The sequence below is a fragment of the Haloarchaeobius litoreus genome (assembly GCF_024495425.1).
In the GTDB taxonomy this organism is placed as follows: Archaea; Halobacteriota; Halobacteria; order Halobacteriales; family Natrialbaceae; genus Haloarchaeobius; species Haloarchaeobius litoreus.
On record NZ_JANHJR010000001.1, the window covers coordinates 723802 to 749224 of the forward strand.

Genomic DNA, 25423 nt, shown 5'->3' on the forward strand with positions numbered 1-25423 from the left:
GCAGGCTGCCCGACTCCGGACCGGCCGCTTCGGCACCGGCGGGTTGCAAGCTCGCCCGGTCGACCGCGTCTCGCTGCCGCGGTCGGTCAGCCGTCGTCCTGTGCAACCTCGATGCGGTCGATGTCCGCGAGCACCGCCTCGAACGACACGGAGCCGTCCTCGGCCTGGATGTTGCTCGGGTCGAGGGCGTCCGTGTCGAGGACCTCCTGCGGGGTGAGCCACACCCACTCGAGGTTGACGTTCTCGCCGGGTCGGCTGAAGTGTTCGAGCTCCCCTTCCAGGAACTGCTTGCTGAACGGAGCCAGCAGCGGCGGCGGTCCGGGGTCACCCTGGAACGTGTCCTCGTAGGACGGCACGTCCTCCTCGGCGAGCTCCCCGACGACGAGCCGCATCGCCATTCCGAGGATGTGGTGGGGCGCACAGAACACGTCGTACAGCCCCGGTTCGTCGAACCGGTACAGCCACGCGCCACCGGCGCCGACGACCGGTGACGAGAAGGGTGGTACGCCCTGTGGGACCCGCTGCTGGTAGCCGTGTGCCGGGTGGTACGCTGTGACCGAGTGGTCCGGCGTCTTGAAGGTGAACTGGACGACCTCCCCGGGTTCGACGGCCAGTCCCACCGGCTCGAAGTGGAACAGCGGGCCGTGTACGGTGTCCTGGGGCCGTCCCGGTTCCCAGGGGCCACCCTCCTCGACGTGGAGCTCGACCGTGTGGTCCGGCTGGAGACCGGATGGGACGGCGCTCGCGTCCGGCGTCGCGTACCCGTACAGCGGGTCGATCTCCGGCTGCCCGGCGTCGGACTCGGCCGTCACGGGTGCGCTCCCCGCCGACGTGAGCGCGGCCCCCGCACCGAGCGCCCAGAGCAGTGCCCGCCGTCCGACACCGGTCCCCGTGTCCGGCGGTTCGACCGGACCATCGGTGGCTGTCGATACGTCTCCGCGACCGTCCGCACTGGTGTGAGTCTTGCGTGGCATCGTCCTTCTGCTGCTGTCACTTCCGGGCCACGACCATCGTGTCCGGTCCGGGCAGGGGCGTGGCCTCCCCGCCCTCGAACCCGGCCTGGTGGAGCCACTCGATGCACTGGCCGGGGGTGTAGTCCGAGCCGTCGGGTGTCTCGATGAGCATGTTCAAACTCATCAGGAGCGGCAGTACGGCGTTCCGGCGGTCCTCGTCGATCATCGTTCCGTAGACGACGACGGCCCCACCGGGCTCGACCGCCCCGTACACCTTCGAGAGTATCTCCCGTCTGTCGTCGAACGACCAGTCGTGGAGGATGTGGCCGAGGACGTAGACGTCCGCGGCGGGCAGCGACTCGTCGGCGAAGAAGTCGACGGTCCGGAACTCGATGCGGTCTGCGGCGGGGCTCTCCCGGGTGAAGCGCTGGAAGTGCGGTTCGATGCGCGGGAGGTCGGCCCCGACGGCCCGGACGTGGTCGTTCACCTCGACGATACGCCGCGGAACCACGCCTTCGCTGGTCCCGAGGTCGACCACGGAGTCGTGGTCCTCCCACGGGAACTCGTTGGCGATGACGTCAGCCGCGGCCATACTGAGGCTGGTCATCGCGCCGACGAACTGCTCGAGGATGTCGTCGTCGTGGTAGATGACTCCCTCGAACGGGTGTGTCCCCTCGTCCTCGAGTTCGTTCTGGGGGCGTCCGGTTCGGAGTGCGGTTTCCAGGTCCCCCCAGAACGGATAGAGGCGGTCGTCGACCATCTCGAACCAGCCGACGAACGACGTCGGTTTCCCCGCGACGAGGAACGCCGCTGCCTCGGGTGTGTTCCGGTACTCGTACGCCTCGCGCTCCAGCAGGTCGAGCGCGACGAGCGCGTCGAGGAAGTCACGCGAGGCCCTCGGATGCAGACCGAGCGACTCTTCCAGCTCCTCGACGGTGAGCGGTCCGTTCCGGTCGAGTTCGGTGAAGACCCCGAGACTGGTGGCACTCAGCAGTGCCTTCGACGCCCAGAATCCCTGACCGAGCTCGAGTATGCGTTCGGGAGTCGGCTCGTCTCCTGGCATCTCATGTACCCTCCGTGGTCCCGGTGACCACGGATGAAGCTATCGCGACCGCCAGAATTATAATTTTTGTGAGACGATTGCGACTCGGTGTGACCACCACAACGAGCTAACCGGCGGTAACCTCGCGGGAGGCGTCCGCGGTCAGTCCTGGACCTCGAGCGCGGGCATCTCCGCGGCGGTGTACTCGAACGCCCAGTCCTCGAACGCCTCGAACACGGTCGCGAGTCCGTCACCCGGTTCGGTCAGGTCGTAGTAGGTGGCGATGGGCCGGTCCTCCAGCCGGCGCGTGACAAGCTCCTGCTCCTCGAGCTCCTCGACAACTCGGGAGAGGGTGGACGAATCGGCGGTCGTCGTCTCCTGGAGCTCGCTGAACCGTTGCTCGCCGTACAGATGGAGGCTCCGGAGGACAGCGAGCCGCCACTTGGAGCCGACGATCTCGAACGCCCGGGCGACCGGGCAGACTTCGAACAGGTCGTCTTCCGGGTCGGGTTTCGGTGGGTCCTCGTAGTCCATCTTCCTAGGCTAGTGTTAACATCCCCCACGAAAAAGCTATCCGAAGCGTTCCGTCGGACACGAACGGCCCGGCACGGAGTCGACACCTGGGGTGGAGTCCCCTTGGAGAGCGACCGTCGCCGACGACCGTCTCTGCAGGGTGCGTGCGAGGCTACTGTGACTCGACACGGAGCCGTTCTGCCCGTGTCTGCGAGTCAACAGGATCCAGCTCCGAGACTGCGAACGGTCGCGCCTCCTCCCGGCACCGGGCGTAGACTGCCTCCGCCCATTCGCGTGCATCGGGCGACGCTGTGTCGATGACGGCTTCGAGCTGGGCGGTCTCCGGGTCGTGCCCACAGATACCGATACAGTCGTCCATGACGTTGAGGCCACACCGGGTGTCGTCTGGCAGGTCGTCGTGAAGGAAGACGGTGCAGTTGTCACACTCGAACGCGCTGGCCACCAGCTCCGGATTCCAGTCCACGACCGCCTGGAGCACTGGACGCGAGTAGATGTACTCCATCTCCATTCCCTCCAACACGCGTCGGCAGAAGACCTCGAGGTTCCCCGACTTGTAGATCGTCGTTCCGAGCCCCCGGATGGAATCGGTCGATTCGAGGAGGTGGGTCACCCGTTCGACGGGCGTGTACGGGTAGTTCGGCCCGGGGTACGCGACGACGACGTCCTCGAACTGCTCGACCGCGAACCCATCCATCTCCTGGGGCAACCACCGCCAGACCTCCTGGAGCGTCTCGCCTGTTCTCATCCCCTCGCGCAGTTCGAAGAACCGGTCGGTCACGTACTCGCCCAGCGGTGTGAGTTCGTACTTCGGGCCGTCGCGTGTGAGCCACGAGCGGTCCTCGAAGTCCCGGATGATCCGTCCGATGGTGGGGTCCGACGCCCCCGTCGTCGCGCGGAGGTCGCGGCGGTCCCGCGCATCTTCCCTGAAGGCCTCCAGTGCCGCGACGCGATGCTCCGAGCGTGCCAGAAACTCGATGGCCTGTATCGCGGTATCCATGCTAGAAACTCACAATCAGAGTATAAATCCCTTCTCCGGGGCTCGACCACCGTTCCAAACGGGAGCGCCTGGCTCCACACCAGAGCGTCCACGGGGTCTCCTCGCGGGAGGGCGGAGCCGCGGAACCGGACGCTACCCCGCTGACGAAACGGGGGGTCGTCCCCTCATCCACCCTCGCTCACTTTCGTCAGGACGTGATCGAGGACTGCTGCGTGCTCCTCCTGTGGGCTGAACATGACTATCTCGGAGTCGTCGTTGGCCCGAATCGTGTGGCCGGGCGGCCAGTAGAAGAGCTCGCCGGCCTGGGATATCTCCTCACGTCCGTCCGCATACTCCGCGGCGAGCTCGCCTTCCAGCACGTACCCCCAGTGGGGACACTGGCAGAGGTCGTCCTCCAGTCCGGCCAGGAGGGGCGTGAGATCCGTCCCGGAAGCGAACGTGAAGTACTCACCACTGAGCTCTCCGTACCCACTCGTGTCGCCGAACCCCATCTGCTGGCGGGCGACGGCGGCGGGCGTGTCGACTCTGACTGGCACCGCTTCTTTCGCTTGTTTCATCTGGGTCACCTGTCGTCGAGAGGCAGAACCGGAACACCTCGCATCGTCTCGACATCGGGGGCTGCTACGGTGACGTCCCGTAACTTCCTCCGACTGTGGGGGCATTCATCCGGACCGCCTCTCGGCAGTTCGACCGTCGCCCCCGGGGAATGTGTAGTTATCTTGTGAATATTTTCACGGGATGAAAGTCGTTCCAGTCCACCGGCGCGGTGACCGGTCACCGGCCCCCACTGGAGCCAGCTACTCCCGAGGGTTGTGGTCCGTGACTGTCGCGGTGATTCCGTGGCGGTACCGGGCGGCGAGCGTTCCCACGACGAGCCTGTCGCGGTCGTTGACGCCGAGCAGGAGTAGCGTGCCGACGTACGTCAGCGCACCCAACCCGAGCCCGACGGCGACCCCGCCGACCCCGGCCAGGCCCTCGCGGACGAGGAGCATCACCACCACCGTCGCAGCGCCGGCCCCGAGCGGCTTCAGGAACGTCGCGTCGAACGGCCAGAGCCCCTCGAAGCGCCGCAGGAGGACGACCTGGATGCCGTTCTGGACGGCGATGGCGACGGCCGTGCCGAGCGCGGCACCGACCAGCCCGAACTCCCGGACGAACGCGAACGTCAGCAGCGTGTTCAGCACGGCGAGCAGCCAGTCCAGCGCCATCCGGGCGTACTGGTGGTCGGTCATCATCAGCAGCCAGCCGGTCGCGCCGACCGCGCTACCGACGAGGACGCCGCCGAGATACACCACCAGCGGGACGTAGCCGGCGGTGAAGCTCGGGCCGAACACCGACAGGATGGCTCTCCCGTAGACGAAGAGCACGACGAGAATCGGGACGACGGTGGTAACGATGAGCCGCGTCACCGCGGAGTACACCGCGTTCAGCGTCGCCATCTCGTCGTCAGCGTACAGTCCGGAGGCCACCGGCGGCAGGAGCATGTTGAACGAGAGCAGCGGAATCCACGCCAGCGACACGAGGACGAGCACGACGTTGTAGACGCCCGCCGCACTCGCCGTGAGGAGGAAGCCGACCAGCATCACGTCGACGCGGTTCTGGAACACCTTGCCGAGGCTGCTCAGGGCGATGGGACCGGAGTGGTTGTAGAACCGCCGCGCCTCGGACCGGAGCCCGGAAAGGAGCGGTCGGATGCCCGTCGCGGAGACGACCACCGGAAATCCGACGAGCGCGAGACCCGCCATCCCGAGGACGAACGCGCCGGCGACGCCGACCACCGAGTACCCGAGGAGCAGGGCCCCAAGCGCGCCGACCAGCCTGACGGCCGGTCGGAGCACGCGGTTGAACAGCACCTCGCCGCGGGCGGACTGCGTCGCCCTGAGGACGCCGGCGTGGATGTTGACGAGTCCGACGAGAACCACGAGCGCGGCGAACAGCCGCACCGTCGGCGGGAAATCGATATGCGAGACCGTCACCCGGTTGAGCCAGTCGCCGCCGAGGAACAGTCCGCCGGCGAGCACGAGACCGACGACGACCGTCGTGAGGTAGGCCAGCGCCACCACGCGCCCCTGCCGGTCCGGCTCGTCGTCGTACGCGGCGAGGTAGCGCTGGAGCGTCCCGACCGACCCGAAGTTCACGAGGCGGAACAGCAGCTGGGCGACCCGCCACGCGAACGCGTAGACGCCGTAGACGACCGGGCCGAGCCCCTGGGCGAGGGCGTACTCGGTCGCGGTCGTCAGCGCCCGCTGGAGGGACTGGCCGCCGGAGGTGATGACCGCACCGTGGGCGATGGTCAGGAGCGACTCGCGTTCGTCGTCGGGGATGTCGTCTATGGCCACTCTGTCGTCCGTGTCTCTCGATTCCGTCGGGGATAAGTCGCCTGATTCCCGGTGCCGCCGTGGGCGACGGTCACCGCGGGGACGTGTCGTGAACCCAGCGGGCCAGGTCGGCGACGGCCTCGTCGGCGACGTTCCCGCCGAAGTAGAGGCTCAGGAAGCCGGTGGGCGTGCTCACGTGCTGGAAGTAGTGGTCCACATCCTCGTAGCGTTCGACGCGACTGCCTGCCGGGAGCGGGGCGTCCCGCCAGGCCTCGAACCCCCTGTGGAAGAACGCGGCGAGTTCCGGCTGGGAGTCGTGGTCGGCACCGCAGGTCTTCAGCGCGAAGGTGGGGACGTCGAGGTCGCTCGCGGTGCCCGAAGGGTCGTACTCGCCGACGCTCCGGTGCCAGACACCGGGCTTGCCCATTATCGTCTCGTCGTCGTCGAACTCACCGTCGGCGATCCGGCGGTACATCGCCGCCACCTCCTCGATCTCGGCACGGTCCTCCTCGTCGATGTCGCCGTCGACATCGAACTCGTACCGCATGAAATCGAGCCCGTCGGGGTCGAGGACGGAGTCGGCGCGGCCGTCGAGGACCACGACACCGGCGACGCCACCGTGGCGCTCGGCGATGCGCGGCGCGGCCATCCCGCCCTGGCTGTGCCCCGAGACGAAGACCGACTCGTCGTCGACCTCGGCGGCCGCCCCGAGGGTCCGGACCGCTGCGACGGCGTCGTCCACGACGACCCGGTCCAGCGTGTACGCCTCGTCGGGTACCTCGTGTTCGGCGAGTCGCTTCTCGTACCGGAGCGTGGCGATTCCTTCGCTCGCGAGCCCCCACGCGAGGTCCTTGAGTATCTTCGCGTTCTCGGCGGTTCCGTCGGGGTCGTGGACCCCGGCCCCGTGGACGAGTACCACGCCGGGGACCGGAGCCTCGCCCTCCGGCACGGCGAGGACGCCGTCGAGGTCGACGTCGCCGGCGTCGACGGTCACCGTGCGTTCCTCGAACGCGGACTCGTCGGCGTACGCCGGCGGCTCGTACTCGGGGTCGAACCGAAGGTCGGCGATACCCTCGTCGGTGACGGCGAGGCGTGCGATCTCGGTCCCGCTCTCGAACGCGAGGGCGACCCGGCCGTCGCCGTCGTCGACGGTCAGGTCCGCGACACCCTCGGGCTCGCCGTACTGGCCGTGGAGCCCCCACCAGTACTCCTCGAACGCGTCCGCGGCGTCCATCGACTCGTCGCTGAACTCCTCGGGGAAGGAGTCGACGACGGCGTCGTGCCCGTCGTCCGTCAGCAGGTCGGCCGCGTCGGCGAACGAGCGGTCGAGGAACCGCGTCGCGAACGTCCGTGCCGTCGCCGCGGGGTCGGTCGTGTCGGACATCGTGATGGAACTCGTTCGACGGGACGGAAATAGCTTGGCGGGTCCACCGGGGGCGCGGTGTGTACCGGGCACGCCGCGACCGCACACCACCGCGTCGACGGGCTCAAAAGCTTTCCCGCGGTGTCACGTCACTCCGGTATGGACGAGCGTGGTGAGCACGTGGAACGGCTCGCACCGGCCCACCGAGCGACCGCCGACTACATGCAGGTCGCCGGGGGGCGGAGCAACGTCCACGGGCTCGTCGAGGTGGACGTGACCGAGGCGCGACGCCGAATCCGGCAGTTCGAGACGGCGACCGGCGAGGAACTGTCGTTCACCGCGTTCCTCGCGTGCTGCCTCGCGAGGGCCATCGAGTACCACCCGCGGGTCAACGCCTACCGGGACTGGCGCGGGCGACTCCACGTGTTCGAGGACGTCGACGTGAACGTGCTCGTCGAGACGACCGGGGGAGGCGGAGAACAACTGGGCGTCCCGCACGTGGTGCGGGCCGTGAACGACCGGTCGCTCCGGGCCGTCCACGACGAGATACGGGGGGCACAGTACTCGCAGAAGTCGACCGCGCTCTCGTGGGGCGAGCGGGCGGCGCTCCGTCTTCCGGGGGTCGTTCGACGGCTCGTCTGGCGACTGCCCCGGTGGTTCCCCCGACGCTGGAAGTTGCTCGCCGGGACGGTCGCCATCACGTCGGTCGGGATGTTCGGCGAGGGCGGCGGCTGGGCCGTGAGTCCGACGAACTACACCGTCCAGCTGACCGTCGGCGGCATCGCCGAGAAACCTCGGGTCGTGGACGGGGGACTGTCGACGCGCGAGCTGCTCTCGCTCACGGTGACGTTCGACCACGACGTCGTCGACGGGGCACAGGCCGCCCGGTTCGTCGATCGGCTCGTTGCGCTCATCGAGGACGGGTACGGGCTCCCGGCGGCGACGCAGGGGGCGACGCCGGAGGTGGAGTCCTCCCTGCGCTCGCGGCTGTCCTCGCTGGTCGACCGCGTAACCGGCCGGTGGTAGCGCCCGTCTCAGCCGAGGCTCCGTGCGAGCAGGTCGCGCCCACCGGCGAGCGGTGGCCCGTGTCCCGGACAGACGAACCGGACGTCGCCGAGCGCCTCGCACAGCGACCGGATGCTCTCGCGGACCTGAGCTGCGTCGTAGCTCGTGAACCTGCCGGTCGGCCTGAGTTCGTCACCGAGACCGTAGACCAGGTCGCCGAGGAACACCGTCTGCGTCCCCTCGTGGACGTAGGCGACGTGGCCGGGGGTGTGTCCGGGCGTGTGGTGGACGGTGAAGCCAGCGACGGTGTCGCCGTCCCGGACCGCGCGAATCGGCAGGTCCGGAAGGTCGAGCCGGCGGTAGTAGAGCCGGTGGAGCGCCTCCAGCCCGTTGCGGGCGGTCCACGGCGGGAGGTCGTCGCCCGCGACGTACGCGGCTTCTCGCTCGTGCACGAACACCGGCGCGTCGAGGTCGGGCGTCAGACCTGCGAGGCCGCCGACGTGGTCCGCGTCGTAGTGTGTCAGTAGCACGCGGTCGACGTCGGCGAGGTCGAAGCCCGCGCCTTCGACGCCCGCCCGAACCGTCGTCGCGTCGCCGGGCCACCCGGCGTCGACGAGCGTGAGGTCGCCGTCGTCGACGAGGTAGACGTTCGGTCTGTCCCGGGTCCGGCAGTCGACGTGTGTCACTCCAGCGGGGAGCCGGGTGGGCATCGTCCGGGCATTCGGCCGCCGTGACTTAGTCGTTCTCGTCACGGGTGGATCGCCGAGCTGCGGCTCCCATGTTCGAACTGACCCGGAAGAACGGACGGTCGGCTACAGCCCGGCCACGTCCTCGATGGCGTCGGTCAGGGCGCGGATGGACGCCACGTCGTGCTCGCCCATGTGGCCGATGCGGAACGTCTTCTCGCCGAGCTGGGAGCCGTAGCCGTTCGAGAACGCGAAGTCGTACTCGTCGCTCACCTGCTCGATGGTGGCGGCGACGTCGATGCCCTGCGTGTTCTCGATGCAGCTCACGGTCCGGGACTCGTAGCCCTCCTCGGGGAACATCCCGAAGTGCTCCTTGGCCCACTCCCGGGTGTACTCGGCCATCTCGCGGTGGCGCTCGTCGCGGGCCTCGTGGCCCTCCTCGAGCATGTACTTCATCTGCTTGCGGTAGGCGAGCATGACCGGGATGGCGGGCGTGGAGTGGGTCTGGCCCTTCCGGTCGTAGTAGTCGATGGTGCGGCGGAAACCGCCGTACCAGGACGAGGTCTCCTTCTCGACCTCGCGCTCGTAGGCGTCGTCGCTGACGGCACAGACCGCGAGCCCCGGCGGCATCGCGAACGCCTTCTGGGTCGAGGCGAAGATGACGTCGATGTCGTGTGCGTCGATGTCGACGTAGTCGCCGCCCAGCGCGGAGACGGCGTCGACGACGAAGTACGTGTCCGGGTACTCCGCGACGACGTCACCGATCTCCTCGATGGGGTTCCTGACGCCGGTCGAGGACTCGTTCATCACGGTCGCGACCACGTCGTAGTGCTTGTCGCTGGATTCGAGGTGGTCGCGGATGTCCTCCGGCTTGACCGCCTGTCCCCACTCGTACTCCAGCCGGTCGACGTCCTTGCCGAGTCGCTCGGCGACGTTGGCGTGGCGCTCGCTGAAGCTGCCACACGTCGGCACGAGGATGTTCTCGTCGACGAGGTTGAGCGTCGACGCCTCCCAGAACTCGGTCCCGGACGCCGTGAGGATGACGACCTCGTTGTCGGTGCCGAGGAACGTCTTCGTGTCCTCGACGATGGTCGTGTAGAGGTCCGTCATCCGGTCCATCCGGTGGCCGAACATCGGCTGGGCCATCTCCTCGATGACGTCCTCGCGGACCTCGGTCGGACCGGGGATGTACAGCGTCTTCTCGCGGTAATCGTCTCTGTATTCGCGTTTCTCCATGCCGGTGTCCACCTGAGTACGGCCCACTGCGCGGCGAGGTGGCATGGAACTTGTGATACCGGCTCTTGTGATGTGGTCGCCCCGGTGATTATGACGACGGGGACAGTGCTGGGTGCCGGCCCCGCCGTGGCCCCTGCCGGGTCGGCCCCGGGCGAACAGCTATCCGAGAGAGCGTGCTACAGACACCCATGGGTCGCTTCGAGCAGTTCGAGCACGACCGACGGCGGCGCATCTACGAGTACGTGGAGTCACAGGGCGCGGTGGAGCCGGAGACGGTCCGTCGTAACGTGCTGGTCACGCCCGAGACGAGTTCGAAACCCGCGCGCTCCGGGCCGAACCTCCCACCGTCGACGCCGATGTCGTTCCAGGAGTTCCGGGACCACGTCTCCACCCTGGAGCGCGAGGGCTACCTGACCGAACGCGACGGCAGGCTCAGGGTCGCGTTCCCGATGACCGAGGACGAGACGACCGTCGAACTCGACGACGAGACCGAGGCGACCGTCCGCCCGGCGAGGCAGGAGGACATGGACGGCATCGTGGACGTCGTCGAGAGCATCGCGGCCGAGGACGCCTACGCCGTCGCCCGACGGCTCGCCGACCAGGTCGCCCGCGAGGACGTGCTCCTCCGGCACAACGAGGGCGGGAACCGGGTGTTCTTCGTCGCGACCGTCGACGACGAGGCCATCGGCTGGCTCCACGTCGAGGCCGTCTCCTCGCCGATGATGGACCACACCGCCGAGCTGACCGTCGGGGTGCTGGAGCAGTACCGTGGCCACGGGCTCGGCTCGACGCTCATGGAGCGCGGCCTCGACTGGGCGCGCGAGCAGGGGCTCCGCAAGGTGTACCAGAGCCTGCCGGCGACGAACGAGCAGGCCATCGGGTTCCTCGAGGACGCCGGCTGGTCGGTGGAGTCGACGCGCGAGGGCCACTACCACGTCGACGACGAACTCGTCGACGAGGTACAGCTCGCGGTCTGGCTCGACGAGTAGCGCGGCCCGAACCCGCCGTCACGGCGATGCGGACCGGACGAGGCGGGGTGCGAGCACTCGCCAGAGGATTCCCGGCTGGAACAGCGAGGTCGGCGGGCGTTCCATCATCATCACCCGGACGAAGGCGTCGCGGAGGTGGCCGTCGTCGTGCGCCCGACGCGTCAGCCGGGAGACGTACCGGTTCATCAGGTCGGTCCCGCGCGGTTTGTCCCCGGTCGTCTCCGGGAACTGGAAGTCCGAACCGATGGCCAGCCGCCAGGCTACGTCGACGACGTCGGCGGCACCCGCGAAGAACCGCGGCGTGAGTGTCGCGTCGTCCGCCGTGGCGAGCACGTCGTGGAGGACGAGACTCTCCAGCGCCGCGACGGACATGCCCTGTCCGTAGAGCGGGTTGAAGCTCGCGATGCCGTCGCCGACGACCAGCAGGCCCTCGGGGAACCGCTCCAGGGCCTCGTACCGCCGACGGACGTTCGACGGGAACGGGTAGTGGGCGATCTCGTCGCCGACCATGGCCCGCTCGTCGAGCAACGCCGCCACGTCGGGAACGGGGAGCTCGGCGGCGAACCGCCGGAATCCGTCGGCGTCTGTCGGCGGGTGGTCACCGTGGACCCCGGCCACCGTGACGACCCACCGGTCGTCCTCGACGGGCAGGACGCCGGCACCACGCGGCTGCGACGCCGAGGGCGTCACGAGGTAGGCGGTGTGGTCGTCGGCCGGGCGGTCCACGAGTGCCGTGCTGTACGCCAGGTCGATGTGGACCTCCTCGACGGGCGGCGCGTCGAAGCCGCTGGCGGCCAGCCACGCCGGTGTCCGGCTGGTCCGTCCGGTCGCGTCGACGACCAGTGACGCGTCCAGTGCTTCGGGGTCGCCCCGCTCGGACTGCACGACGACGCCGGTCACCGCCTCGCCGGCGGCGTCGAGACGGTAGTCCGTGAACCGTGTCCCCGAACGGACCGTGACCCCCTCCTGGTCGGCGATCCGTGACCTGACGAGCTGTTCGTACAGTGGACGGGTCGCCGCGAAGTGCGGCAACGGGGTTGGCCCCGCCGCGAGGAAGTCACCTTCGGCGAAGAACGCGAGGTCGGTGGCGCTGTCGATCTCCAGCCCACCCGCCGCCCGCAGGTCGGCACCGTATCCCGGGAACAGGGACTCAAGCGTGACCCGTCCCGCCTCCAGCAGGACGTGGATGTGACGGGACTGCGGGACGCCACGGCGAGGGACCGGCTCCGTCGGGAACTCGTCGCGTTCGACCACGGTGACCGCCTCGAACGCGTCGCTGAGGACGCGGGCCGCGAGCAGTCCGGCCATCCCGGCTCCGACGACGACGGCGCGACCGCTACGCGCCGGTAGTCGGTCCCCGTCGTACCGCGGAACGGTCTCCAACGTCATGGTTCGATTCGGCACGCCGGGCCGGAGGGCCGGGTGCCAGATTTGGGCAGGGCGGGGGACCCCCGGTCACTCGTCCCCGTCGTCCGTCCCGCCGTCGGTCGCCTGGTCGGCCCCGCCGTCGGTCGCCTGCCCGCCACCGCCGCCACCGCTACCGCCACCACTGCCCGCGGGCATCGGGGCGGGGCTCTGGCCGAGCCAGCCACCGATGTTGTCCGCGACGTAGTCCTTGCCGCCCCAGCCGAAGGCGATGCCGATGGCCAGCGCGATGCCGGCGGCGACGCCCCACGCGGCTGCCTGGGCGAACGTGTACAGGATACCGACGTCGACGCCCATCGTGTCGAGGCCCATCACGATGGCGATGAAGTAGAGGAAGATGCGGGCCCCGTCGGCGAAGTACGCCGTGTACCCCGTATCGGTGACGGTCTCGGTCCGACCGATGGCGTCGGCGAGGAAGTCAGCGAGGACGAAGCCGATGACGATTATCAGGGCACCCGCGACGAACGCCGGCAGGTACGAGACCGCGGTGCTGATCCACTCCGAGAGCAACTCGACGGCGAGCACGTCGGCCGCGGCGAGCAGTGCGAGCGCGTAGACGAACCACGCGCCGACACGGCCGAACGCCCGTGAGACGGCCCGTTCGGTGCCGCCGAGCATCCGTCCGAGCGGTGTGCCGAGCACCATCCGGTCGAGTTCGATGCCGTCCGCGACTCGGGCGATGATCCTGAAGACGATACGGCCGATGACCCAGCCCACGAGCAGGATGAGCAGAGCCCCGATCAGTCGTGGCGCGAACGCGATGAGATCCGCGAGCGTCTCCTCGAACGCCTGGTCCAGATCGGTCTGGAGCACGATAACGGGATGTAATGCCATGACAGAAGGGAGGCGAGACTGGCGAATAGTTATAAACGGGTTAGTTCTGGCGAACCAGGTCGCATCTCCCGGTAACCCCGGCTGACCGGACACACGCGAGGTGCCCAGGGCGGTCGATTCCACCGCGGGGCTGCAGAAAGGCGAGGTTATCCGACCGGTCCGACCGCACGGTACTTGCTCGCCGGTCGCCTACACGGGAGGAATGGCCACCGAGGAGGGGAGCGAACGGCCGGCGTTCGCGGCGAGCGACGCCTCGATGTGGCGGCTCTACGCCGAGTACGGCCGCGACAACGTCCGGTTCGCGGTGCTGGGAACGCTGATGGCGCTCCTCTCGCGTGCGACGGGACTGCTCCCGCCGCTGCTGCTCGGGCTCGCCATCGACGCGGTGCTGCTCGGCACGCGCCCGTTCGGCCTGCCGGGGCTCCCCGCCGCGCTGGTCCCCGAGACGGCCGCCGGGCGGCTCTGGCTGGTCGTCTCGCTGCTCGTCGGGGCCACGCTGCTCGGCGCGCTCGGCTCGTACGCCGGGAGCTACGGCTGGAACCGCTTCGCACAGAACGTCCAGCACGAGCTCCGGGTCGACGCCTACGAGCGGCTGCAGGCGCTGGACCGGGCCTTCTTCGACCGCTCGCGTACCGGCGAGCTGCTCTCCGTGCTGAACAACGACGTGAACCAGCTGGAGTCGTTCCTGACCGACGGCGTCAACTCGACCATCCGGCTCCTCGCCCTGGTCGGTGGGGTCGGGCTCGTGCTGGTCGTGCTGAACCCGTGGCTGGCGGCGGTCTCACTGCTCGCGGTGCCGGTGCTGGTCGTGTTCACCGCGCTGTTCGTCCGGCGGGTACAGCCGAAGTACGCCCGGATGCGAGCCAGCGTCGGCGACCTGAACGCCAGACTCGAGAACAACGTCGCTGGCATCGACGTCATCAAGACCGAGAGCGCCGAGGGCCACGAGGCCGAGCGCGTGCGAGCGGCGTCGTTCGCCTACTACGAGACCAACTGGGACGCCATCAGGACGCGCATCACGTTCTTCCCGGGGCTGTCGCTGGTCTCCGGGCTGAGCTTCGCGCTGACGTTCGCCGTCGGCGCGTTCTGGGTGCTGAACGGCCCGCCGGGGTTCGCCTCCGGCGCGGTCTCGCCCGGCGAGTTCGTCACGTTCATGCTGTACACGCAGCAGTTCGTCTGGCCGCTCGCGCAGTTCGGTCAGATCGTCAACAGCTACCAGCGCGCCCGGGCGTCCAGCGACCGGGTGTACGGCCTGTTGCAGGCCGAGGGTGCGGTCTCGGACGCGTCGGATGCGGTCGACCTGACCGACGTCGAGGGTGGAATCGAGTACGACGACGTGACGTTCAGCTACAGCGGGACCGACTCCCCCACGGTCGACGGTGACGACGGGCGCGCGACCGACGCCGAGCCGGTGCTGCGGAACGTCTCCTTCACCGTGACGCAGGGGGACACCGTCGGCATCGTCGGCCCGACGGGCAGCGGGAAGTCGACGCTCGTGAAGCTGCTCGTCCGGCTGTACGACCCCGACGAGGGGACGGTCCGCGTCGACGGCCACGACGTGCGCGAGGTCCGCAGAGCCAGCCTGCGGCGTGCGGTCGGCTACGTCTCGCAGGAGCCGTTCCTGTTCTACGGGACGGTGCGGGAGAACATCGCCTACGGCACGTTCGACGCGACCGACGACGAGGTCGAGACGGCGGCGCGTCGGGCAGCCGCAAACGAGTTCATCGAGAACCTGCCCGATGGCTACGATACACTCGTCGGCGAGCGCGGGGTCCGGCTCTCCGGCGGACAGCGCCAGCGCGTGGCCCTCGCCCGGACGTTCCTCAAGGACCCGGCCATCCTCGTGCTGGACGAGGCGACGAGCCACGTCGACACCGAGACGGAGGCGATAATCCAGCGCAGCCTCCGGGAGCTCGCGACGGACCGGACGACCGTCGCCATCGCCCACCGGCTCTCGACGGTGAAGGAGGCCGACGAGATACTCGTGCTGGAGGGCGGTCGCATCGTCGAACGTGGCACGCACGAGGCGCTCCTCGACGAGGACGGCCTCTACGCGAACCTGTGGCGGGTGCAGGCAGGCGACTTCGACGAGCTGCCCGAGTCCTTCTTCGAGGCGGCCATCGCGCGTCGTGCGGCCGTCGAGCGCGGCGAGTCCAACTGATTCCGCCGGGCGTGCGACGATACCCACGGTAGGCTGCCGGTTTCTTCGGTCGACGTCCGGATGACTACCAGAACCATGGTAACTGTTTTACTGTCACAGACTATCATTTCACACGGCACAGCCTGACCCGGTCTGGCACGAGGTGACCACACATACATGGAATTCAGTGGGACGTTCGAACTCGAAGACACCGCGGTAGACGAGGTATGGCTCGCGCTCTCGGACCCGGTAATCGTCCAGGAGTCGTTGCCGGGCTGTACCTTCCTGTTGCACGTCGAGGGCGACGAGATCGACTTCGACGAACTACGCGAGCGGGCGGAGGGGCTGGACCGTGAGCTCACGAACGACCCCGAGGTCATCGCGGAGCGCGCGTTCCGAGAGGGGGAGCGCTACGCCGCGCTGATGCAGGTGAGCGTCGGCCCCGTCAACCCGACGTTCGAGACGGTCGTCGGGATAGACGAACGCGAACGCCCCCGGATGACCGCATCGGGCGAGGGCAGTTCGGGCGACAGCTCGTTCGAGATGTCCTCGTCGATGGCGCTGTCGGAGACCGAGGGCGGCGACGGCGTCGTCGTCGAGTGGGAGACGCAGGCCGACGTGTTCGGGAAGGTGGCGGGGATGGGACAGCGCGTCATCAACCCCGTCGCCAACCGCATCGTCAAGCGCTTCTTCTCCTCGGTGCAGGAGAAACTCCACGACCTCGGCGTGGAGGACGTATCGTCGTCCGACGACGGGTCGGATGGGAACGAGGGCCGGAGCCTGGTCGACCGCGTGCTGGGCCGGTCGAAATCGACTGATTCTGAATGACTGAACACGACATCACACTCACGGTCAACGGTGCAGAGCACGACCTCACGGTCGAATCACGGACGCTACTGGTCCACGCGCTGCGGGACGAACTCGGCTACACCGGCACGAACGTCGGCTGCGAGAGCAGCATCTGCGGTGCCTGCACCGTCCGCATGGACGGCGAGGCGGTCAAGTCGTGTACGGCGCTCGCGGTCCAGGCCGACGGGGCCGAGATACGGACCGTCGAGGACCTCGGGACGCGCCACGACTTCCACCCCATCCAGGAGGGGTTCCAGGAGGAGCACGGTCTCCAGTGTGGCTACTGCACGCCCGGGATGATGATGACCGCGCTGGACGTCCTGGAGGAGAACCCGGACCCGACACGCGAGGAGATCCGCGAGGGACTGGAGGGCAACCTCTGTCGCTGCACGGGCTACCAGAACATCGTCAACGCGGTCCAGAACGCCGCCGAGCAGATGCAGCCGGCGGCCGTCGCGGACGGCGGCGAGGCAGACGACGACCCGACCCCGGCGACCGACGGAGGTGAGGAGCGATGACGGTCGAGTCGGTCGACCCGGGGGACGTCGACGCGGCGGACATCCTCGGCTCGGCCATCGAGCGCCGGGAGGACCCCGCGCTGCTGACGGGCAACGCGGAGTACACCGACGACATCCAGATCGACGGGATGCTCCACATGGCCGTGGTTCGTAGCCAGTACGGCCACGCGGAGCTCGGCGACGTGGACACGAGCGAGGCGGAGGCGATGGACGGCGTCCACGGCGTCTACACCTACGAGGACCTGACGAGCGACGAGACACCCGGTGCGGGCTCGTTCGCGCTCCCGACGGCGTGGCTGCTCGACAGCCTGAAGCAGGTCGAGCATCCGGTACTCGCCTCCGACCGGGTGCGCCATCAGGGCGACGGCATCGCGGTCGTCGTCGCCGAGGACCGCTACACGGCCCGTGACGCTGCGGGCGCGGTCGACGTGGAGTACGAGCGACTCGACGCGGTCGTACACCCGAGCGATGCGTTCGCCGAGGACGCCGAACAGATACACGACGACGCCGAGGGCAACGTCGCCTTCGACTGGGAGATCGGCGACGCAGACAAGACCGCCGACGCGTTCGCCGACGCGAGCCACACCGCGAGCATCGACCTGGAGAACCAGCTGCTCATCGCGAACGCGATGGAGCCACGCGCCGCGGTCGCGGACTACAACCCCGGCACGGACGAGCTGGACGTGGCGATGACCACGCAGAACCCGCACGTCCACCGGCTGCTGATGGCGGGGGTCATCGGCCACCCCGAGCACAAGCTCAGCGTCCGAGCCCCGGATGTCGGCGGCGGCTTCGGCAGCAAGATACACCACTACGCGGACGAGGCGCTCGTCGCCTGGTGCTCGATGATGCACGAGGCACCGGTGAAGTGGACCGCGACGCGCTCGGAGACGTACCTCACCGACGCGCCGGGTCGCGGCCACGAGACGAAGGCCGAGATCGCGATGGACGACGACGGCAACATCGTCGGCCTGCGCGTGGACACGAAGGCGAACATGGGTGCCTACCTCTCGACGTTCGCGCCAGCCGTCCCGACGTACCTGTACGGCACCCTGCTCTCCGGGCAGTACGACATCCCGGCCATCTACGGCCACGTGAAGGGCGCGTTCACGAACGTCCCGCCGGTCGACGCCTACCGCGGGGCGGGTCGACCGGAGGCGTCGTTCCTCGTCGAACGGCTCGTCCACCTCGGCGCGAAGGAGATGGGGATGGACCCCGTGGCGTTCCGCAGGCAGAACTTCGTCCCCGACGACGCGTTCCCCTACGAGACGCAGGTCGCCGTCGTCTACGACAGCGGCGAGTACGAGAAGCCGATGGACGAGGCGCTGGAGATGCTCGACTACGAGAACTTCCGCGAGGAACAGGAGCAGGCCCGCAACGAGGGCAAGTACCTCGGCGTCGGCTTCTCCTGCTACATCGAGGCCTGCGGGCTCGCACCGTCGGAGCTCGCCGGCCAGCTCGGCGCACAGGCCGGGCTCTGGGAGTCCAGCCTCGTCCGGATGCACCCCTCGGGCACGGTGACGGCGTACTGCGGCACCTCCGGCCACGGCCAGGGCCACGGGACGACGTACGCCCAGATCGTCGCGAACGAGCTCGGCATCCCCTACGACGATGTCGAGGTCGTCGAGGGTGACACCGACGAGATCCCGCAGGGGATGGGCACCTACGGGTCTCGCAGCGCGGCCGTCGGCGGCAGCTCGCTGGTCAAGAGCGCCCAGAAGGTCGTCGAGAAGGGCAAGCAGATAGCCGCACACCAGCTCGAAGCCGACCCCGACGACATCGAGTTCGAGAACGGCCAGTACAGCGTCGCGGGCGCACCGGACCGGAGCCTGTCGATGGCCGACGTGGCCGGACAGGCGTACCTCGCCCACGACATCCCCGACGACATGGAGCCCGGGCTCGAGGAGACGAGCTTCTACGACCCGGACAACTTCGTGTTCCCCTTCGGCACGCACGCCGCCATCGTCGAGGTCGACCCCGACTCCGGCGAGATCGAGATCGAACGCTACGTCGCCGTCGACGACGTGGGCAACCAGATCAACCCGAAGATCGTCGAGGGCCAGATCCACGGCGGCATCGCACAGGGTGTCGGCCAGGCGCTCTACGAGGGTGCCGAGTACGACGAGAACGCGACACTGCTGACGGGGTCGATGCAGGACTACGCCGTGCCGAAGGCCGAGCACATCCCCGAGATGGAGACCGAATCCACGGTGACGCCGAGCCCGCACAACCCGCTCGGCGTGAAGGGCGTCGGCGAGGCCGGCACCATCGCCGCGCCGCAGGCCATCGTCAACGCCGTCGCGGACGCGCTGGAGCCGTTCGGCGTCGACCACGTCGACATGCCGATGGACGCCGAGAGCGTCTGGAGCGCGGTGCAGGACAACGCCACCGCCGACGGCGGGAGCGACGAGCCGGCAGCCGGCACCGGTGACGACCCGGACGCCGCCGCGGACGACGGGGGTGAGCGCTGATGTTCCCCGACGAGTTCGACTACTACGAGGCGACGAGCGTCTCGGAGGCCATCGACCTCATGGAGGAACACGCCGGCGCGGAGACCGAACTGCTCGCCGGCGGGCACAGCCTGCTCCCGGCGATGAAGTCCGGACTCTCCAGCCCGGACGTGCTCATCGACATCGGAGAGGTCGGCGAGCTCCACGGCGTCAGCGCCGACGGCGACACGCTGAGCATCGGTGCGATGACGACGTACAGCGACTTCATCGGCGACGACCGCTCGGCCGAGCACGCACCGGCGCTCTACCACGCGGTCCGGCAGGTCGGCGACACGCAGGTCCGCAACCGCGGCACGCTCGGGGGCAACCTCGCCCACGCGGACCCGGCCTCGGACCTGCCCGGTGCGGCGCTGGCGTCGGACGCGACCATCGTCGTGACCGGCCCGGACGGCGAGCGCCGTGTCTCGGCGGACGACTTCTTCTTCGGGATGTACGCGACCGACATCGGCCCGTCGGAACTCGTCACGAAGGTCGAGGTCCCGACGGCGGCCGACGCCGTCGGTGCGTACGCGAAGAAGCCGTCGCCGTCCTCGGGCTACGCGATGGTCGGCGTCTGCGTGCAGGCCATCGTCGACGGCGGCACCGTGTCCACCGTCCGCGTCGGCGCGAACGGCATCATGGACCACGGGGTCCGGCTCGAGGGCGTCGAGGAGGAGCTCGCCGGCGAGTCGCTCGACGAGGACACCATCGTGGCGGCCGCGGACCGCGCCAGCGAGGGCCTCGACACCGCGATGATGATGTCCGACCTGCAGGCGTCGGCGGAGTTCCGCGAACAACTGCTCGGGACCTACACGGAGCGCGCCCTCGACCGGGTGCTGGACCGCGCCGCGACGCCGGCCGCCGCCGACTGAACCACCCATCCCGCCGGGGACGTTTTCGTGCTGGGGCACCCTATTCGACACAGAGACGACGACATGAGCGAGATAGACGGATTCGACGACGTGACCGAGGCCGACATCCGTGCCGCCTTCGACGAGCAGTCGTACGTCGCGGACGACGACATCGTGACGACGGTGCTGCTCGCCTTGCGGCTCGGCCGCCCGCTACTCGTCGAGGGCGAGCCCGGCGCGGGCAAGACCGAGCTTGCGAAGGTGCTCGCCGGCGGCTTCGACGCCGACCTCGTCCGCCTCCAGTGCTACGAGGGACTCGCCGCCGAGAACGCGCTGTACGAGTGGAACTACACGAAGCAGCTGCTCGCGGTGCAGGCCGGCGAGGGAGGCGTGGCGGACGGCGAGGGGACCGCGGACCGCGACGAGTCCGTCTTCTCCGAGCCGTACCTGCTCGAACGCCCGCTACTGGAGGCGCTCCGGGGCGACGGCCGGCGCGTCCTCCTCGTCGACGAGGTCGACCGCGCCGACGAGGCGTTCGAGGCCCTGCTGCTGGAGGTGCTGAGCGACTTCCAGGTGACAGTGCCCGAACTCGGCACCGTCGCCGCGACCACGCCGCCGGTCGTCGTCGTCACCTCGAACCGGACACGGCCACTGAGTGACGCGCTCAAGCGGCGCTGTCTCTACCTGCACGTCTCGCCGCCGAGCTTCGAGAAGGAGCGCGAGATCCTCTCGCGGAAGGTACCCGAGCTCCACGACGCCGTCGCCGCCGAGCTCTGTGGCATCGTCGACCGGCTGCGGGAGGAGCCACTCCGGAAGCCCCCGGGGGCGGCCGAGACCATCGACTGGGCGCGCGCGGTCGCCACGCTGCGTGAGAACGGCGGGGGCGACGCGCTCTCGCGCGAGGAGGTCCGGCGCACGCTCGGCACCGTGCTGAAGGAGGTCGAGGACGTCCAGCGCGTCGACGAGGACCTCCTCGACACGCTGGTCGAGGCGGCGCGCGCGGCGCGGGAGGCCGCCGAGTCGTGACCGACGGCGACGCGCCCCGCGAGCCGGGCGCAGCCGGCGACGCCGAGGGACTCGACGGCGAGTCCGTCGCCCGCGCCAGCGACCACGTCCGCGACGAGCTGGTCCGGTTCGCCCGCGCGCTCCGCCGGGCGGGGGTGTCCGTGCCGGCGAACGCGGCGACGACGGCCGCCCGGGCGCTCGTCGTGGTGGGGTTCTCGGACGAGGACCGGGCGTGGGCAGCGACACGGGCCTGTCTCGTCACCGACCCGCACGACGCCGCCGAGTTCGACCGGCTCTTCCCGGAGTTCTGGCGACGGCTCACCGCCGGGCTCGGCGAGACGGGGCCGGCGGCCCGCATGGAGGAGCCGCCGGAGGGCGCACTCGCTCCGATCGGCGGCGAGCCAGCCGACGGCGAGGCGGCCGAATCCGCGGGGAGCGACGAGACGGAGGGCGACGAGCACGAGGACGACGCAGAGAGCAGCGTGGCCTGGCGCGCCTCGTCGCTGGCCGCGCACGTCGAGGACCACGGCGACGAACCGGCCGCAGTCTCCCGGTACAGCCCCACCGGCGCGCCGACGCCCGTCGAGGCGGTCCCGTCGTTCGTCGGACACGACGAGCTCGCCGCGGCGGTCGACGAGCTGACGGCCGCGCTCGCGACGCTCCGGGGGCGAGCCTGGGACACCGTCGGCGACCGGCGGACCGACGCGAGACGCGCGCTCCGGGCCAGCGTCGGCACGGGGGGGACGGTCGTCTCGCTTCCCACCCGCGACCGCAAGCGGAGCGAGGTCCGGGCGACCTGGCTGGTAGACGTGAGCCGGTCCGTGCTGGACACGCTTGACCGGAGCTTCCTGCTCGACACCCTCGGACGGACCCGGACGGCGTGGCGCGACTGTCGCGTCTTCTTCTTCGACGAGGAGATCCGTGAGGTCACGTCCGCGTTCGACGACGGCACCGCGAGCGGCGCGGCCGACGCGCTCGCCGACGCCGAAGCAGAGTGGGGTGGGGGCACCCGTATCGGTGGCTCGCTCGCGGAACTGCGTGCGCGGTCGCCGGACGCGGTCGACAACCGGACGGTCGTCTTCGTCGTCAGCGACGGGCTGGAGATGGGCGACGTCCGGACGCTGGAGCGCGAACTCGCCTCGCTCACGTCGCGAGCGGCCGCGGTCGTCTGGTGCAACCCGCTCGCCGCCTCGCCCGGCTTCGAGCCCACGGCACGGGGGATGGCCGCCGCGCTCCCGTTCGTCGCGGGGCCGTTTGCGTTCGCCGGCCCCGACGACGTGTCCGAACTCGCCCGGCAGCTCCGGGCACAGGGGCCAGGTGGACGGGTCGGCTACGAGTACGACCCGCGCCGGGAGGACGTCTGAGGACCAGGCCGGAAACGCGGCACCATCACACCGCCGTTCCAAAACGGGTTAGGCGGCGCGGCCCCGATTCGAGGTATGGACCGGGACCGGTACGTCACGCTCGCGCTCGTCGCCTTCGGGCTCGTCCTCGTGGGGTTCGTGCTGCTCGGCTTCGGCCGCATCTTCCTCGGCTACCACACCGCACAGCTCCTCTCGGCTCCGTTCGGGCTCACCGGCTTCGCGCTCGTCGTGGTGCTGTTCCTCGACGGCGTCCGGACGGTCGTGCGCGACCGGGCTGGAGAGTGACCGAACGCAACCGTTTTTCGCGCCCCGTCCGAAGCGAGTTCCATGAACGTACGAGCAGTCGCCGACCTCGGCCCCGACGAGCGCCGCGCCTTCTTCGAGCGCGACTCGGGCGTCGACGCGGTCCGGAGCGACGTGGCCGACATCGTCGACCGGGTGCGCGAGGAGGGTGACGTGGCGGTCCGGGAGTTCTGCGCGGAGTTCGACGACGTGCAGGTCGCCAATCTGGACGTGGCCGACGAGTGCGAGCGCGCCTACGAGGAGATCGACGACGACGTGCGCGAGGCCGTCGAGACGGCGGCGGCGAACGTCCGCGAGTTCCACGAGGCGCAGGTGCCCGTCGACTGGCGCGACGACTTCGACGGCCGCGAACTGGGCCGGCGGTTCCGGCCGCTCCGGCGCGTCGGCGTCTACGGCCCCGGCGGCACAGCCGCGTATCCGTCGTCTGTCATCATGGGCGTCGTGCCGGCCGTCGTCGCGGGTGTCGAGGACGTGGTGGTCTGTACCCCGCCGGCCGACGAGCTGAACCCGGTGACGCTGGCGGCCATCCACGTCGCCGGTGCAGACGAGGTGTACTCCGTCGGCGGCGCGCAGGCCGTCGCCGCGATGGCCTACGGCACCGAGTCCATCCCGGCGGTCCAGAAGGTCGTCGGGCCGGGCAACCGCTGGGTGACGGCGGCGAAGGCCGAAGTGCAGGGCGACGTGGACATCGACTTCCTCGCCGGGCCAAGCGAGGTGCTCGTGCTCGCCGACGAGACCGCCGAACCGGCGTTCGTCGCGGCCGACCTCGTCGCGCAGGCCGAGCACGACGAGCATGCATCGGTCGTCTGCGTGACCGACGACGAGGCCGTCGCCGAGGCGATCGCCGACGAGGTCGAGGCACAGGTCGCCGGGGCCGAGCGCGAGGAGGTCGCCCGCGACGCACTCGAAGGCGATGCCTCCGGCGTCCTCGCTGCACGCTCGATGAGCGAGGCAATCCTGTTCGCAGAGGAGTACGCGGCCGAGCACCTCTCCATCCAGACCGACGACGAGGAGGCAGTCCTCGACCGCATCGACAGCGCGGGCAGCGTCTTCCTCGGGCCGTACACGCCCGTCGCGGCCGGCGACTACGCCTCCGGCACGAACCACGTGCTGCCGACCGGCGGCGGCGCGAAGCGCCACGGTGGGCTCTCCGTCGACCACTTCCTGCGCTCGACCACCGTCCAGCGGCTCGACCGCGACGCGCTCGACGAACTCTCGACCACCATCACGACGCTCGCCGACGCAGAAGGGCTGGGCGCACACGCCGACAGCGTGCGTCGCCGGTTCGAGGACTGAGCTACTCGTCGTCCTCGTCGATACCGACGCCGATGCCACAGATTCCGATGGGTTCGCCGTCCTCGTCGGTGAGCAGTGACGCGCTGATACGTCGCAGTTCGAGCTCCCCCGACTTCGTCTCCATCCGCGCCTCGTAGGTCACCGTCTCGCCGTCGAGCACCCTGTCGATGACCGACTCGACCTTCCCCACGTCCTCGTCGGCGAAGATCTCGTCTATCTCGATGTCCCGCAGCTCCGCGGTCGAGTAGCCGCTCGCCTCCTCTAGCTTGCGGTTCCAGCGCCAGCCCGACCCGTCGAGGTTCGAGACGTAGAAGACGTGCGGGAGGGCGTCGAGCGCTGCGTCGAACAGCTCCTGCTCCTCGCTGAGCAGCTGTTCGGCCTCGACGCGCTCCGTCACGTCCCTCGTGTTGACGACGAACCCCTCGATGGCAGGGTCTTCGAGCCGGTTGGTGCCGTTCGACTCCAGGTGTCGCCACTCGCCGTCGGCGTGTTGCAGCCGATAGCTGACCGACGGCGTCGTGCTCGAGTCCGCTTTCATGCGCTCGAACGCGTCGGTCACCGTCGAACGGTCGTCGGGGTGGACCATCTCGAACGAGTGTTCACCGATGAGCTCCTCGGGCTCGTAGCCGAGCACGCTCCGGGTCGCCGGGCTCGTGTACTCGAACACGCCGTTCTCGTCGAGGATGGTGATGAGGTCGGAGGAGTGCTCGATGAGCGCCTGATAGCGGTTCTGGGTGTGCGTACGCTCCCGTTCGGCCCGTCGCTTCGCGACAGCGTTCCGGATACGGTTCGCGAGGACCGTGTACTGGTCGGTGCCCGCGCCCTTCTGGAGGTACTCGGTCGCCCCGGCCGAGAGCGCTCGGCTCGCGATCTCCTCGCTCCCCCTGCCGGTGAAGAGGACGAACGGGAGGTCGGGACGGCTCCCCCTGACGGTCTCCAGCAGGTCGAGCCCGTCCATCTCGGGCATCTCGTAGTCGCTGACGATGCAGTCGATGCGACCGTTCTCCCGCAGGCACGTCATCGCGCCGGACGCGGAGCAGGCGCTCTCGACGGTGATGTCCTCCCCCTCCCGTTCCAGCATGGTCTTCGTCAGGTCGAGCAACGCGTCGTCGTCGTCCACGTGGAGGACGCGGATGGTCCTCGGCATCTACCGACGAGAGACGTGGCGGTAGCTTCAAACTACCGGCAGTACGACCCCGGTGTGCAACAGGGTTAACATCCCACGG

General features: G+C 69.3%; 23 protein-coding genes. 11 read left to right on the top strand and 12 right to left on the bottom strand.

Translation table 11 applies throughout. The features are described 5' to 3' along the window. Positions 1-86 precede the first annotated feature (86 nt). From NOW55_RS03595 to NOW55_RS03625, 7 genes are all read right to left on the bottom strand, one after another. On the bottom strand, positions 87-974 hold the full coding sequence (locus NOW55_RS03595) for a cupredoxin domain-containing protein (RefSeq protein ID WP_256398703.1): 888 nt from the start codon (positions 972-974) through the stop codon (positions 87-89). Between the two features lie 16 nt (positions 975-990). Further along, entirely contained in the window at positions 991-2016 is a 1026-nt protein-coding gene (locus NOW55_RS03600; RefSeq protein WP_256398704.1) for a methyltransferase, read from the bottom strand. Positions 2017-2157: 141 nt separating this feature from the next. Beyond that, a complete protein-coding gene (locus NOW55_RS03605; RefSeq protein WP_256398705.1) occupies positions 2158-2529 on the bottom strand; it encodes a winged helix-turn-helix transcriptional regulator in 372 nt (123 codons plus the stop codon). A gap of 151 nt (positions 2530-2680) precedes the next feature. Continuing rightward, the gene (locus NOW55_RS03610) at positions 2681-3526 is read right to left on the bottom strand and encodes a helix-turn-helix transcriptional regulator (protein ID WP_256398706.1); all 846 of its coding nucleotides are present in this window, start codon (positions 3524-3526) and stop codon (positions 2681-2683) included. Positions 3527-3690: 164 nt separating this feature from the next. Further along, positions 3691-4083, bottom strand: coding sequence for a cupin domain-containing protein (locus tag NOW55_RS03615; protein WP_256398707.1), 393 nt, complete (start codon positions 4081-4083; stop codon positions 3691-3693). A 240-nt stretch (positions 4084-4323) separates the two neighbouring features. Next, complete coding sequence (locus NOW55_RS03620) at positions 4324-5865, bottom strand: lipopolysaccharide biosynthesis protein (protein WP_256398708.1); 1542 nt, start codon at positions 5863-5865, stop codon at positions 4324-4326. A 70-nt stretch (positions 5866-5935) separates the two neighbouring features. Continuing rightward, complete coding sequence (locus tag NOW55_RS03625; RefSeq protein ID WP_256398709.1) at positions 5936-7228, bottom strand: alpha/beta fold hydrolase; 1293 nt, start codon at positions 7226-7228, stop codon at positions 5936-5938. A 138-nt stretch (positions 7229-7366) separates the two neighbouring features. Here NOW55_RS03625 and NOW55_RS03630 point away from each other — a divergent pair, with 138 nt between their 5' ends. After that, entirely contained in the window at positions 7367-8233 is an 867-nt protein-coding gene (locus NOW55_RS03630; RefSeq protein ID WP_256398710.1) for a 2-oxo acid dehydrogenase subunit E2, read from the top strand. 8 nt (positions 8234-8241) lie between these two features. Here the strand turns inward: NOW55_RS03630 and NOW55_RS03635 are convergent, their stop codons facing one another. Further along, complete coding sequence (locus NOW55_RS03635; RefSeq protein ID WP_256398711.1) at positions 8242-8922, bottom strand: MBL fold metallo-hydrolase; 681 nt, start codon at positions 8920-8922, stop codon at positions 8242-8244. A 102-nt stretch (positions 8923-9024) separates the two neighbouring features. Then, a complete protein-coding gene (locus tag NOW55_RS03640) occupies positions 9025-10134 on the bottom strand; it encodes a pyridoxal-phosphate-dependent aminotransferase family protein (protein ID WP_256398712.1) in 1110 nt (369 codons plus the stop codon). 188 nt (positions 10135-10322) lie between these two features. Between NOW55_RS03640 and NOW55_RS03645 the strand changes: the two genes are divergently transcribed. Then, entirely contained in the window at positions 10323-11123 is an 801-nt protein-coding gene (locus tag NOW55_RS03645; protein ID WP_256398713.1) for a GNAT family N-acetyltransferase, read from the top strand. Positions 11124-11141: 18 nt separating this feature from the next. On the opposite strand, the gene NOW55_RS03650 is transcribed toward NOW55_RS03645, so the two are convergent. Both NOW55_RS03650 and NOW55_RS03655 read right to left on the bottom strand, forming a co-directional pair. Further along, positions 11142-12512, bottom strand: coding sequence for an NAD(P)/FAD-dependent oxidoreductase (locus tag NOW55_RS03650; protein ID WP_256398714.1), 1371 nt, complete (start codon positions 12510-12512; stop codon positions 11142-11144). Between the two features lie 66 nt (positions 12513-12578). Beyond that, the gene (locus tag NOW55_RS03655) at positions 12579-13382 is read right to left on the bottom strand and encodes a mechanosensitive ion channel family protein (RefSeq protein WP_256398715.1); all 804 of its coding nucleotides are present in this window, start codon (positions 13380-13382) and stop codon (positions 12579-12581) included. 202 nt (positions 13383-13584) lie between these two features. On the opposite strand from NOW55_RS03655, the gene NOW55_RS03660 reads away from it, so the two are divergent. From NOW55_RS03660 to hisD, 9 genes are all read left to right on the top strand, one after another. After that, entirely contained in the window at positions 13585-15543 is a 1959-nt protein-coding gene (locus NOW55_RS03660; RefSeq protein ID WP_256398716.1) for an ABC transporter ATP-binding protein, read from the top strand. 156 nt (positions 15544-15699) lie between these two features. After that, entirely contained in the window at positions 15700-16350 is a 651-nt protein-coding gene (locus NOW55_RS03665) for an SRPBCC family protein (RefSeq protein ID WP_256398717.1), read from the top strand. Beyond that, on the top strand, positions 16347-16889 hold the full coding sequence (locus tag NOW55_RS03670) for a (2Fe-2S)-binding protein (protein ID WP_256398718.1): 543 nt from the start codon (positions 16347-16349) through the stop codon (positions 16887-16889). Before NOW55_RS03665 ends, NOW55_RS03670 begins: the two co-directional genes overlap by 4 nt. Then, positions 16886-19360 (top strand): xanthine dehydrogenase family protein molybdopterin-binding subunit, encoded by a 2475-nt coding sequence (locus NOW55_RS03675; protein WP_256398719.1) that lies wholly within the window; start codon positions 16886-16888, stop codon positions 19358-19360. Before NOW55_RS03670 ends, NOW55_RS03675 begins: the two co-directional genes overlap by 4 nt. Continuing rightward, positions 19360-20250 (top strand): FAD binding domain-containing protein, encoded by an 891-nt coding sequence (locus tag NOW55_RS03680; protein ID WP_256398720.1) that lies wholly within the window; start codon positions 19360-19362, stop codon positions 20248-20250. The genes NOW55_RS03675 and NOW55_RS03680 overlap by 1 nt, the downstream gene beginning before the upstream one ends. A gap of 63 nt (positions 20251-20313) precedes the next feature. Then, complete coding sequence (locus NOW55_RS03685; RefSeq protein ID WP_256398721.1) at positions 20314-21255, top strand: AAA family ATPase; 942 nt, start codon at positions 20314-20316, stop codon at positions 21253-21255. After that, positions 21252-22598 (top strand): VWA domain-containing protein, encoded by a 1347-nt coding sequence (locus NOW55_RS03690; RefSeq protein ID WP_256398722.1) that lies wholly within the window; start codon positions 21252-21254, stop codon positions 22596-22598. Before NOW55_RS03685 ends, NOW55_RS03690 begins: the two co-directional genes overlap by 4 nt. Before the next feature lie 75 nt (positions 22599-22673). Further along, the gene (locus tag NOW55_RS03695; protein ID WP_256398723.1) at positions 22674-22883 is read left to right on the top strand and encodes a hypothetical protein; all 210 of its coding nucleotides are present in this window, start codon (positions 22674-22676) and stop codon (positions 22881-22883) included. A gap of 42 nt (positions 22884-22925) precedes the next feature. Then, the gene (gene hisD, locus NOW55_RS03700) at positions 22926-24197 is read left to right on the top strand and encodes a histidinol dehydrogenase (RefSeq protein ID WP_256398724.1); all 1272 of its coding nucleotides are present in this window, start codon (positions 22926-22928) and stop codon (positions 24195-24197) included. Between the two features lies 1 nt (position 24198). Here hisD and NOW55_RS03705 read toward each other — a convergent pair whose 3' ends face one another. Continuing rightward, a complete protein-coding gene (locus NOW55_RS03705) occupies positions 24199-25344 on the bottom strand; it encodes a PAS domain-containing response regulator (protein WP_256398725.1) in 1146 nt (381 codons plus the stop codon). Between the last annotated feature and the right edge of the window lie 79 nt (positions 25345-25423).